10 protein-coding genes and 1 rRNA gene are annotated in these 12083 nt (G+C 75.7%); all 11 read left to right on the top strand.

Features of this window, described 5'->3' with window-relative positions:
* Positions 1-33 precede the first annotated feature (33 nt).
* The 11 genes from rrf to ACQ95T_RS11965 all read left to right on the top strand — a co-directional run bounded on the left by rrf (position 34) and on the right by ACQ95T_RS11965 (position 12071).
* Positions 34-150: ribosomal RNA gene (rrf, locus tag ACQ95T_RS12015) — 5S ribosomal RNA — on the top strand.
* Between the two features lie 418 nt (positions 151-568).
* Complete coding sequence (locus ACQ95T_RS12010) at positions 569-1336, top strand: tetratricopeptide repeat protein (RefSeq protein ID WP_425943726.1); 768 nt, start codon at positions 569-571, stop codon at positions 1334-1336.
* Entirely contained in the window at positions 1333-2184 is an 852-nt protein-coding gene (locus ACQ95T_RS12005; protein ID WP_425943725.1) for an HAD-IIA family hydrolase, read from the top strand. Before ACQ95T_RS12010 ends, ACQ95T_RS12005 begins: the two co-directional genes overlap by 4 nt.
* On the top strand, positions 2181-2378 hold the full coding sequence (locus ACQ95T_RS12000) for a hypothetical protein (RefSeq protein ID WP_425943723.1): 198 nt from the start codon (positions 2181-2183) through the stop codon (positions 2376-2378). Before ACQ95T_RS12005 ends, ACQ95T_RS12000 begins: the two co-directional genes overlap by 4 nt.
* Positions 2375-3223, top strand: a complete 849-nt coding sequence (locus ACQ95T_RS11995) for a TlyA family RNA methyltransferase (RefSeq protein WP_431472961.1) — start codon at positions 2375-2377, stop codon at positions 3221-3223. The genes ACQ95T_RS12000 and ACQ95T_RS11995 overlap by 4 nt, the downstream gene beginning before the upstream one ends.
* A complete protein-coding gene (locus tag ACQ95T_RS11990; protein ID WP_425943719.1) occupies positions 3220-4152 on the top strand; it encodes an NAD kinase in 933 nt (310 codons plus the stop codon). Before ACQ95T_RS11995 ends, ACQ95T_RS11990 begins: the two co-directional genes overlap by 4 nt.
* Positions 4149-6017, top strand: coding sequence for a DNA repair protein RecN (gene recN / locus ACQ95T_RS11985; RefSeq protein ID WP_431472960.1), 1869 nt, complete (start codon positions 4149-4151; stop codon positions 6015-6017). Before ACQ95T_RS11990 ends, recN begins: the two co-directional genes overlap by 4 nt.
* 16 nt (positions 6018-6033) lie before the next feature.
* Complete coding sequence (steA, locus tag ACQ95T_RS11980; RefSeq protein WP_425943715.1) at positions 6034-7215, top strand: putative cytokinetic ring protein SteA; 1182 nt, start codon at positions 6034-6036, stop codon at positions 7213-7215.
* Positions 7216-8382, top strand: coding sequence for a copper transporter (locus tag ACQ95T_RS11975; RefSeq protein ID WP_425943713.1), 1167 nt, complete (start codon positions 7216-7218; stop codon positions 8380-8382).
* Positions 8383-9186: 804 nt separating this feature from the next.
* Entirely contained in the window at positions 9187-10869 is a 1683-nt protein-coding gene (locus ACQ95T_RS11970; protein WP_431472959.1) for a lipid II flippase MurJ, read from the top strand.
* On the top strand, positions 10866-12071 hold the full coding sequence (locus ACQ95T_RS11965; protein ID WP_425943707.1) for a glycosyltransferase: 1206 nt from the start codon (positions 10866-10868) through the stop codon (positions 12069-12071). Before ACQ95T_RS11970 ends, ACQ95T_RS11965 begins: the two co-directional genes overlap by 4 nt.
* The last annotated feature ends 12 nt before the right edge of the window (positions 12072-12083 follow it).

Here is a 12083-nt window from a genome sequence, read left to right as displayed (position 1 = left end):
TCGGCCCCGGAACGTTCGTGAACTCCATAAAGTTACGGCGGTCATAGCGTCAGGGAAACGCCCGGTCACATTCCGAACCCGGAAGCTAAGCCTGACAGCGCCGATGGTACTGCACCGGGGACGGTGTGGGAGAGTAGGACACCGCCGGACCACCATTGATTGGTCGTGGGCCCTCAGGCCCGGTCAACACCACGTGTTGACCGGAGGCTGGGGGCCCACAGCCATGTCCAGACCAGGTGCACCGGCGTAGGTTTCCGGACCTTCGCCTGAACCGGTCTGCGATGATGAGCCGGTCGTCCCACGAGAAGGAGCCAGGGTGAACGAGCAGCGAGACCGCGCGACAGGGGGGCGGAGGGACCGAGAGCCTGCGCGCCGGGACGACCGTGGGGGGCCCCGTCGTGACGACCGTGATGGGCCCCGTCGTGAGGACCGTGGTGGACCTCGTCGTGACGACCGCGATGGGCCCCGTCGTGACGACCGCGATGGGCCGCGCCGTGACGACCGCGGTGGGCCGCGCCGTGACGACCGGCCCGAGGGGGGACGCGACTGGAAGGAGCGTCCTCGTCGGGTGCCGGAGCCGGAGGTTCCCGAGGACGTCGAGGCCGGCCAGCTGGACAAGGTCCTGCGGGCCGAGCTGCGCACCCTGAGCAAGGACAACGCCGAGGGGACCGCCCGTCACCTCGTGGCCGTCGGTCGTGCTCTGGACGCCGAGGACTTCGACCGGGCCCTCGCCCACGCGCAGGCCGCCGCCAAACGGGCCGGTCGGGTCGCCGGGGTGCGGGAGACGCTGGGCGTGGTCCACTACCGGCGGGGGGAGTGGACCAAGGCGCTGGGCGAGTTCCGCACCGCGCGACGGCTCTCGGGGCAGGATCACCTGCTGCCGCTCATGGCCGACACCGAGCGGGGCCTGGGACGGCCCGAGCGCGCCCTGGATCTGGCGGCCGGCCCGGAGGTGCGCCGGCTCCCGGCCGCCGAGCAGATCGAGATGGCCATCGTCGTGTCCGGCGCCCGGCTCGACATGGGCCAGACGGCGGCGGCCGTGCAGAGTCTGCGCGAGCTCGTCATGGCGGGCAAGGAGACCTCCGCCTGGGCTGCGCGGCTGCGGTACGCCTACGCGGCGGCGCTGGAGGCGGACGGACAGGCCGAGCAGGCTCAGGAGTGGTTCGCCCGGGCCGCCGCCCTGGACGAGGAGGGGAGCACGGATGCCAGGGAGCTGCTGGGGATGGAGGAGGATCCCGAGCTCGTCGACCTGCTCGAGGGCGAGGAGGGCGACGCGGAGGAGGCGGACCGCGCAGGTGAGGCGCGCCGCCCTGGCTCCTCCGGGGGCGCGGGATGACCGCGGCGCTCCGCGGGATCCTGTGCGACCTCGACGGAGTCGTCTACCGCGGCGACGAGCCGTGCGAAGGTGCCACCGAGGGACTGGCCTCCGCCCGTGAGGCCGGGGTCCGGATCCTCTACATGACGAACAACGCCTCCCGCACCCCTGCGGCGGTCGCCGACCAGCTCGGCGCGCTGGGTGTGCCGGCCGGACCCGAGGACGTCCTCACCGCCTCCCAGGTCGCCGCGACGGAGGTGGCGTCGATGCGCACCGGGGGACGGCTGACGGTCGGGCCGGAACGTCCCGTGCTGGCTCTCGGCGGCGCCGGCGTCGGCGTGGCCCTCGAGGAGCTGGGTCTGGCGTGGATCTCCACCGCCCGGCAGCGGGAACGGTCGGGGGCAGGAGTGGCCGACGTGTCGGCCGTGGTGCAGGGGTACGGGCCCGAGCTCGACGTCCAGGACCTCACCGAGGCCGCCTACGCGATCCGCTCCGGTGCGGTGTGGATCGCGACGAACGACGACACCACCCTGCCCACGGCGCGCGGGCTGGCCGTCGGCAACGGGTCGCTCGTCGCCGCGGTCCGCACGGCCACGGGCGCGACCCCGACGGTCGTGGGCAAGCCGTACGCCAGCGCCTACCAGGTGGCCCTCGACCGGCTCGGCCTGACGGCCGGGGAGTGCCTGATGATCGGGGACCGCCTGGACACCGACATCGCCGGCGCCTCCCGCGCGGGGGTGCCGAGCGCCCTGGTCCTCACCGGCGTCTCCACGGCCGAGGAGGTGGTCACGCTGGCACCTTCGCTGAGGCCGGGACACGTGGTGGAGACCATCGGCGACCTGGCCCACCTGTGGGAGCGCGTCGCATGACCGGCGAGCCGGACAGACCCACCACGGGCGACGACGTCGTGGACCAGGCCCTCGTCGAGCTGGACGCACGCCTCGACGGCGGCGCCGACCCGCTCGAGGCGGTCGTGGAGGCCCACCGGGTCCTGCAGCAGCGCCTGACGGCGCCGCCCGCACCGCCCGCTCCTGGGCAGGCCCGGCCGGGCCGCCCAGGATGAGCGGACGTCTGGACACCACCCTTGTGTTGCGGGGTCTGGCGCGCTCGCGGACGCAGGCCCGCCTGCTCGTCCAGGACGGACGGGTCCGCGTCGACGGGACCCTGGTCGACCGGCCGGCCGCACCGGTGGACCCCGCACAGCAGGTCGTCGTCGACGAGGCGTCCCCAGACGCCGCCAGCGCGTGGGTCACCGAGGGCTGGGTCGGGCGCGGTGCCCTCAAGCTTCGCCACGCGCTGCAGGTGTGGGGGCCCTGCGGGCTGAGCGTCGAGGGATGTCGCTGCCTGGACGTGGGTGCCTCCACCGGCGGATTCACCCAGGTGCTGCTCACCCACGGTGCGGCCCACGTCGTGGCGCTCGACGTGGGGCACGACCAGCTCCATCCGGACCTGCTCGCCGATCCACGGGTGACCGACCTGTCGGGGACGAGCATCCGTGACGTCGTCCCGGACCAGGTCGGCAGCCCCGTCGACGTGGTCGTGGCGGACCTGTCCTTCATCAGCCTGCGCACGGTCCTCCCGGAGCTGGGTGCGCTCCTGGCCCGCGACGGGGAGGCCGTGCTCCTGGTCAAGCCGCAGTTCGAGGTGGGGCGGACGGTCCTGGCCCGCGACGGGGTGGTCCGTTCCGCGGCGCAGCGTCAGGACGTCCTGCGTGCGGTGCTGGCCACGGCGACGGAGCACCGCCTGACGCTGCACGGGATCGAGCGCTCCCCGGTGACGGGCTCGCACGGCAACGTCGAGTACCTCCTCTGGCTGCGGCCCCGTCGGAGCGACATGATTGGCTGGGGCCTGACCCGGGAGGCGATCCAGAGCCGGATCCGGACCCTGAGCGAGGAGGAGGACCCATGACCCGCCGCATCATGCTGGTGACCCATCCCTCCCGCCCGGAGATCCCCGGTCTGGCCGAGACGTTCGAGCAGCAGCTGGCCTCGCACGGCATCGCCGTGGAGGTCGTGCCCGAGGGAGAGCCCACGCACGAGATCGTCCGCACCGACCGGGTGGTCTCGGCCAAGAACCCCGTGCCGCCGCACGTGGATGCGAGCGGGTGCGAGCTCGTCGTGGTCTTCGGCGGGGACGGCACCATCCTGCGGGGGGCCGAGATCGCCCGTCCGGCCGGCACGCCACTTCTCGGGGTCAACATGGGCCGGGTCGGGTTCCTGGCGGAGGCCGAGCGCGACGACGTGGAGACCATCGTCGAGCGCATCGTCGAGCGCGACTACCACGTGGAGGAGCGGATGACCCTCGAGGTCGACGTCCTCCACGACGGTCGGGTGGTGGCCCACAACTGGGCTCTGAACGAGGCGTCCGTGGAGAAGTCGGCGCGCGAGCGGATGCTCGAGGTGGCGGTCGAGGTGGACGGCAGGCCGCTGTCCACCTGGGGCTGCGACGGGGTCGTCATGGCCACGCCGACCGGCTCGACCGCCTACGCCTTCTCCGGCGGAGGCCCGGTGGTCTGGCCCGACGTCGAGGCGATCCTGCTCGTCCCGATCTCGGCGCACGCCCTCTTCGCCCGCCCGCTGGTCCTTGGTCCTCGCACCCACCTGGCCGTGGAGGTGGTGCCCCACTCATATGTGGCCGGCGTGATGTGGTGCGACGGTCGACGCACCGTCGAGCTGCCGCCCGGGGCGCGGATCGAGGTCCGCCGCTCCTCCCAGCCGGTCCTCCTGGCCCGGCTGGGACACGAACCGTTCGCCGACCGCCTCGTGGCCAAGTTCGCGCTGCCGGTCACCGGCTGGCGCGGCCCCGGTCCCACCCTCGTCGAGGACCCTCCGGTATGACGTTGCGCCGGATCCGGATCCAGGGGCTGGGGGTCATCGACGAGGCCGAGCTGGATCTGAGCGAGGGACTCAACGTCATCACCGGGGAGACCGGTGCGGGCAAGACGATGGTCGTCAGCGGCCTGGGACTGCTGCTGGGCGCGAGGGCCGACGCCGGGCTCGTCCGTGCCGGTGCCGAGCAGTCCGTCGTCGAGGGCGAGGTGGACGTGCCGGTGGAGCATCCGGCGGCCCTCCGGGTCGCCGAGGCCGGAGGGGACGCCTCCGACGGGGTGCTCCTCGTCCGTACCGTCGCCGCCGGGGGACGGTCCCGCGCCTACGTCGGGGGCCGGACCGCGCCGGTAGCCGTGCTGGCCGAGGTCGGGCAGCACCTCGTGGCGGTCCACGGGCAGGCGGACCAGTGGAGGCTGAGGGACGCCGAGCAGCACAGGATCCTGCTCGACTCCGCCGGCGGTGCCGATCTCGCCCAGGCCCTGCGTGCCTACGAGGACGCGTACGACCAGTGGCAGGCCTCCCGCGCCGGGCTCGTCGTGGAGATCGAGCGCGGTGCCGCCGAGCGCAGCCTGCGGGTCGACGCCCTCCGAGCTGCGCTGACGGAGATCGACGAGCTGGATCCCCGGGAGGGGGAGGAGGACGACCTGCGGGCCGAGTCCGAGCGGCTGACCCACGCCGAGGAGCTGCTCACCGCCTCACGCGCTGCGCACGACGCCCTCGTCGGAGCGGACGACCCCGGGACGGAGGTCCAGAGCGTGGCGCAGCTGGTCTCGGCCGCCTCCGTGCTGCTCGGCCCGGCCGCCGCCCACGATCCCGAGCTGGCGGCGCTCCGACGACGGGTCGACGAGATCGGCTACCTGGCCTCGGACCTGGCCTCGGACCTGTCCGGCTACGCCTCGGGCGTGGACGTGGACGGCGAGCGGCTCGACGCCGTGCACCGCCGGCGCGCCGACCTCACGGCCCTGCTGCGCAGGTACGGACCCTCCACCCAGGCGCTGCTGACGTTCGCTCGCGGCGCCCGGGACGAGGCACGGCTGGACCTCTCCGACGACGACGTGGCCGAGCTGCGCCGGCGGACGGAGGCGCTCCGCCTGGAGGTGGGGCGGCTGGGCGGCGAGCTCTCGTCCGCGCGTGCGCGGGTGGGGGAGAGGGTCGGCCGCGCCGTCACCGAGGAGCTCAGCCACCTGGCCATGGGTGCCGCCGAGGTGGTCGTGCACGTCGCGCCCCGGAAGGTGTCTGCCGAGGGCGCCGCCGGGCGCGTCGGAGGGGATGGGCCGGCAGACAGGGCCCTCAGGGCCGGCAGGGCCGAGGGGGCCGACGGGGCCGAGGGGGCCGAGCGGGCCGACGGGGCTGGTACCGGACCCGCGAGCTGCGTCCCGCTGCCCGACGGACGGCTGGCGTCGCCCCGCCGGCACGGTCTCGACGAGGTGGAGATCCGGCTGGCGGCCAACCCCGGCGCGCCTCCTCGCTCGGTCGCCCGGGCGGCGTCCGGGGGCGAGCTGTCGCGCGTCATGCTGGCCCTGGAGGTGGTCTGCGGCGACGGGAGCGTGCCCACCTACGTCTTCGACGAGGTGGACGCCGGCGTGGGCGGCAGTGCGGCCCTCGACCTGGGTGCCCGGCTGGCGCGTCTGGCGCGCACCGCGCAGGTCGTCGTCGTCACCCACCTGGGGCAGGTGGCTGCCTACGCCGACCGCCACCTCGTGGTCCGCAAGAGCAGCGACGGCCAGGTCACCAGCAGCGACGTGGTCGTCGTCGAGGGAGCCGAGCGCGAGGCCGAGCTTGCCCGCATGCTGGGCGGGATCGCCGACTCCCGGGCGGCGGTCGAGCACGCCCGCGAGCTCCTCGCCCGTCGCGGAGAGCAGGCGAGCGCATGAGCGGGGTGGCAGGACCGTGAGCCGCGCCACCCGGTCGCGCCGGTCCGTCTCGGAGGACCCGGCCCCGGTGACGGGTCCGGCCCGGGTCGACGCGCGCACGAAGAACCTGACCAAGCGCCTGCAGGCGGGGGACGTCGCGGTCATCGACCACGACGACCTCGACCAGGTCAGCGCCCACGCACTGGTGGCCTGCCGGCCCGTCGCGGTGGTCAACGCCGCGCCGAGCACCACCGGGACCTACCCCAACCGCGGTCCGCAGATCCTCCTCGAGGCCGGGATCCCCGTGCTGGACCTCACCGGCCCGGAGGTCATGGACATCGCCGAGGGCACGGCCGTGACCGTGGCCGGGGACGAGCTGCGGGTCGGGGACCAGGTCCTCACCCGAGGGGTGCGGCTGACCCCGGCCCTGGTCGAGGCCCAGCTGCAGGACGCGCGCGCCAACCTCTCGGACCAGATCGAGGCGTTCTCCCAGAACACGATGGACTACGTGCGGGCCGAACGGGACCTGCTCCTCGACGGCATCGGGATCCCGCCGCTGCGCACGGACCTGGCCGGGCGGTACGCCCTCGTGGTCGTGCGCGGCTACCACTACAAGGAGGACCTGCACACCCTTCGACCCTTCATCCGGGAGGCCCGACCGGTCCTCATCGGTGTGGACGGGGGAGCCGACGCCCTCCTCGAGCAGGGGCTGACGCCCGACCTGATCGTCGGGGACATGGACTCGGTCTCCGACCGGGCCCTGACAAGCGGGGCCGAGCTGGTGGTGCACGCCTACCGGGACGGAACGGCACCCGGGCTGGAGAGGGTCGAGGCGCTCGGGGTCCGGGACGCGGTCGTGATGCCCGCGCCCGGGACGAGCGAGGACATCGCAATGCTGCTCGCCGACGACAAGGGCGCCGAGCTCATCGTGGCCGTGGGCACCCACGCCACGCTGGTGGAGTTCCTGGACAAGGGCCGCCAGGGCATGGCCAGCACCTTCCTGACCCGGCTGCGGGTCGGCAGCAAGCTCGTCGACGCCAAGGGCGTGAGCCTGCTCTACCGCTCACGCATCTCGACGGGCTCGCTCGTGTGGCTGGTGCTCGCCGGGTTGACGGCGCTGCTCGTCGCCCTGGCGGCCACCCCGGGAGGACGGGCCTTCTTCGGGGTGCTGGCCGTACGATGGGACGATGTCTGGGCCTGGGTCGAGGGACTGTTGTAGGTGATCGACTTCCGCTACCACCTGGTCTCGCTGGTGGCCGTCTTCATCGCGCTCGCGGTCGGCATCGTCCTGGGCGCCGGCCCGCTGCGCGAAGGACTCTCCAGCACGCTGGAGGGGGAGGTCTCCCAGCTGCGCGAGGAACGGGTCGCGCTCCGCGCGGACGTCGACGAGGCCCGTCGCCTCGCCGAGGCCCGGGAGCAGGCGCTGCACCGCACCGGGACGCGCGCGGTCGCCGGGACCCTCACCGGCACCCGCGTGGGGCTCGTCGTGCTCCCCGGGGCCGACCGCGAACCCCTCGACGACCTGGCCGAGCGCCTCGAGGACGCCGGGGCGCAGGTGGCCGTCACCGTCGACGTGGACGCGCGCTGGGACGTCTCGCCGCTGCCCGAGGACCGGTCCGAGCTGCTCCAGAGGCTGGCCGGCGGCCTCGCCGTACCGCAGATCGGGGAGGCGGAGGGGCCGAGCGTGCCCACCGTCCTGGCGGCCGCCCTCGCCGGCGCCGACCAGGACGGTCAGCTGGGGGCGTGGCTGGTCGCGCTCGACGACCTTTCCGGGGCGGACCTGGTCGACGTGACCTGGGAGGAGGACGACGAGGAGACGGAGCGGGACCGTCGACCCCCGGACGCGGTCGTCGTCCTGGCCGGAGGTCTGGACCCGGCGGCGGTCGGGGCGACCCCCGGCGACGCGGGTGCCGAGGCGCTGGCCCACCGGCTGGACCTCCTCTCCGCCCTGGCCGAGCTGGAGATGCCGACCGTGGTCACCGGGACCGGCACCGACTCCCGCCCGGCGCTCGGACCGGACGGCGGGGCCGAGGACGGTCTCGACGTTCTGCTCGCCGTGGTCCGGCAGGACCGCGAGCTCGGCGGGGAGGTGTCCACGGTGGACAACACCGAGGGCGTCTCCGGCCGGCTGGCCGCCGTCCTGGCGCTGGCCTGGGAGACCCGTGACCGGGCCGGCCACTACGGGCTCGGCCGGCTGGCCCAGGCTCCCGTGCCGGTCGCTCCTCCGGTCCGCAACGAGCTGGAGGTCGGTGTGCCGGGGACCGGGGAGCTGGGGGTCGTGCCGGCGCCCGCACCGGACACCGTGTCACCACCGGACCCCGGCGTGGCGCCGGGGACCACGCCGACCGGTCCGGACGTCGGGGTCCAGGAGACCTCCCCCCCGTGAGCCGCTCCCGTCCCGTCGTCACCGCAGCCTCGGCCCTGATGGCGGTCGCGGCCACCGAGGGTGTCCGCCGGCTGGACCGTGCCGGCCGGCTCCCCGGCGGACGGGACCGGTGGGCCCGCACCAACCACGCGGGCGCCCCGGTGTCGCTCGTGGAGGGGGTCGCGCTCGCCGTGGGCACCGCGACGGCCCTGCTGCCCGTCCGTCCGGCGGTGGCCGGCGCGGTGGTCCTCGCCGGTGTCGCAGGAGCGCTCGACGACCTCGTCGACGACGGCGCCGCCCGTGGGCTGGGCGGCCACCTGGGTGCGCTGCGTCGCGGACGTCCCACCACCGGGGTCCTCAAGATCCTGGTCCTCGGGGCCGGCGGGATGCTCGCGGTCGTCGTGCACGACGCCCGGTCCCCCCGGGGGACGGGCCCGCACACGCTGGCCGGTGCCGGGGTGGTCGCCGCGTCGGCCAACCTGGCCAACCTGTTCGACCTGCGTCCCGGGCGGGCCCTGAAGGTGGCGCTGCTCCCCGCCCTGCCCCTGGTGGTCCTGGGGCAGCCCCCAGCCGCCGCTGTCGGCGGGGCCGGCCTGGTCGTCCTGGCCGACGACCTCGCCGGCCGCACCATGCTCGGGGACACCGGCGCCAACCCTCTCGGCGCGGCCGTCGGCGCCGCGGCGGCGCACCGGCTCGGGGCCGGGGGACGGTGGACGGCGCTCGCGGTCCTCACCGGGCTCACCCTGCTCAGCGAACGGATCAGCTTCAGCCGGGTCATCGACTCCGTCCCCGTCCTGCGTGAGCTGGACGGTGGGGCCGTCCTCGGTGAACGCCCCCGCGAGGACGTCGGCGGGAGGCCTGCTGGCCGCCGCCGGCCTGGTCGCCGGCATCACCCTGCTGGCCCGGGCCGTGGGCCTGGTGCGGTGGGTGGTCTTCTCCCACGCCGTCGGGGCCACCTGCGTGGGCCAGGTCTACGCGACGGCCAACCTCGTGCCCAACGTCCTGTTCGAGGTCGCCGCCGGGGGCGCGCTGGCCGCAGTGGCCGTGCCGCTCGTGGCGGGCCACCTGCACCGGGGTCGCACCGACCTGGCCGGCCGGACCGCGTCCGCCCTGATGACCTGGACCGTCACGGTGCTGCTGCCGCTCGCCGTGGTGGTGGCGCTGGCCGCCGGGCCGCTGACCACGTGGCTGCTGGGCACCCAGGAAGGGTGCTCCCCGGAGGACGCCCGGGCGGCCGGCCGGCTGATGCTGCTGCTGTTCGCCCCCCAGGTCCTCCTCTACGGCCTGGGGATCGTGCTCACCGGGGTGCTGCACGCCCACGGCCGGTTCCTGGCGGCGGCGACGGCACCCCTGCTCTCGAGCCTGGTCGTCGTGGCCGTCTACATCGCGTTCGGTGCCCTGCACGACCCGACCCGTCCGTTGGGTGAGCTCCCGGCGTCGGCGTACTGGCTGCTCGCGGGCGGGACGACGCTCGGCGTCGTCGCCCTGACCCTGCCGCTCCTGGCCCCGGCCCGGCGTCTGGACCTGCGCTGGCGGCCGACCTGGCGCTTTCCGCAGGGCTCCGGTGCCCGCGCCGGGCTGCTCGTCGTCGCGGGGGTCGGGGTCGTCCTCGCCCAGCAGACCACCACGGTCGTCGTGCTCCTCCTCACCAACGCGGCGAGCGGGGTGGCGGCCATCACCGTCTGGACCTACGCCCAGACCGCCTACCTGCTGCCCTACGCGGTGCTGGTGGTCCCCCTGGCCACCGTCGCCTTTCCCCGGTTCAGCGGGGACCGGGTCCGCGCCCGCCGGGTCCTGCGGCAGACCCGGGCGGCTGTCGTGGCCGCGGCCGTCGTCGCCGCGGCCGTCCTCGTCGCGGTCCGCCGGGAGGTCGGCCGGGCCTTCGTGCTCCTGGACGCCGGGGCCGGGGGGCCGGGGGCAGAGACCCTCGCAGCCCTCCCGGCCACGCTGGGTCTCCTCGCGCCGGGTCTGCTCGGGTTCGCGGTCGTCGCGGTGGCCACCCGTGCCCTCTACGCGCACGGGTCGCCGCTGCGGGCCGCGGCGGCGGCGGCGGCGGGGTGGGCGTCGGCGGGGCTGCTGCCCCTGGTGGTGGCGCCGACCGGTGGGTCCGTCGAGACCACCCTGCGGGTGCTGGCGCTCGGGTCCTCCGTCGGTATGACGGTCGCCGGGCTCCTGCTGCTGCGCGAGCTGCGCGGGGCCTGGGGTGCGGAGGCGACCCGCGGCACGGTCCGGGCCGGGACCGCCGTGCTCGTGGGCACGCTCCCCGTGGTCGTGCTCGCCGAGCTGGTCCTGGGCGACCCCGCCGGTGGATGGGTCCCCACCCTGGGTCGGGCCGCGCTCGTGGCGGTCCTGGTGCTGACGGGAGCGATCGTCGGCCTGCGCACGGTGGACCCCGGGACGGCGGCGCAGGTGGTGCGCCGGGGAGGGTCGCGACCGGCACCCCCCGCGGACGGCACCCCAGGGCGGTCTCCCCTGCGGGCGGCCCGCCGGGGCCGGGGCGGCCGATGACCGGGTCCGTCGAGCCGCTGCGCGTGCTGCTGGTGACCGCCCTGGTCGCCGGCGGCGTGGGCCGGCACGTGCAGATGCTGGCGGCCGGACTCGCCGCCGACGGGCACCACGTGGCCGTCGCCTGCCCCCCGGAGGTCGCCGACCGCTTCGACCTGGACCGGCACGCGCGGGTGGTGCCGCTGCCGGTCGGTGCTGCCCCCCACCCCCTCCGTGACGGCCGTTCCGTCCGGACCCTGCGCGCCGCCGCTGCCGGTGCTCACGTCGTGCACGCCCACGGCCTGCGCGCCGGAGCCCTGGGCGCCCTCGCCCGCCGCGCCGGCCCGCCCTCCCTGGTGGTGACCACCCACAACGCGACGCCGGAGCGGGGCGCGGCCAGGCTCCTTTACACCGGTATGGAGCGTCTCGTCGCCGCACGCGCCGACCTGGTCCTGGGCGTGTCGCCGGACCTGGTCCGGCGCGCCCGGTCCGCGGGGGCCCGGGCCGTCGACCTCGCCGTGGTGCCCGCACCCCCGTGCCCGCGCCTGGACGGCGCCGACGCCCGGGACCACCTGCGCCGGGTGGCCGGCCTGGACCCGGGGGCGACCGTAGTGCTGCTGGTGGGGCGCCTGGCCGCCCAGAAGGGCTTGAACCGCGCTGTGGCCGCGCTGGACCGGCTCAACGGTCCCCGCCCGACCACGACCCGCCCGGGCGCCCGCCCGGGCACGGTCGGCGACAGCGGCGGCTCCCCGACGGTGCACCTCGTGGTGGCGGGGGAGGGGCCGGAGCGGGACGCGCTGACGGCCGCGGCCCGGGTCCGGGCCGACCTGCACCTGCTGGGCCACCGCGACGACGTCCCCCGGCTGCTGGCCGGGGCCGACGTCGTGCTGTCGACGGCGCGGTGGGAGGGTCAGCCGGTGTGGCTGCAGGAGGCTCTGCAGCAGGGGGCGGCGGTCGTGGCCACCGATGTGGGCGGGACCGGGCTCGTCGTCGGCGACGCGGCGGCCCTCGTCCCGGACGAGGGCGACGACGAGCAGGTCGCAGCGGCGGTCGCGGTGGCGCTGGGGGACCTCCTGGGGGACCCGGCGGCACTGCTCGCGCTGCGGCACCGGGCCACGGACAGGGCCGCGCAGCTGCCCACCGGGGCGGACGCGCTCACGGCGGCGCTCACGGCATACCGTGGGGTCCTGGCGGACCACCCCCGGACCGGTCCGTCCCGACCGTGACGTAGACTGGCA

Origin of the sequence: Ornithinimicrobium carbonis (genome assembly GCF_050703245.1) — a bacterium.
In the GTDB taxonomy this organism is placed as follows: Bacteria; Actinomycetota; Actinomycetes; order Actinomycetales; family Dermatophilaceae; genus Ornithinicoccus.
Note: the sequence above shows the minus strand (reverse complement) of the source record. Positions and strands in the feature narration are given on the sequence as shown.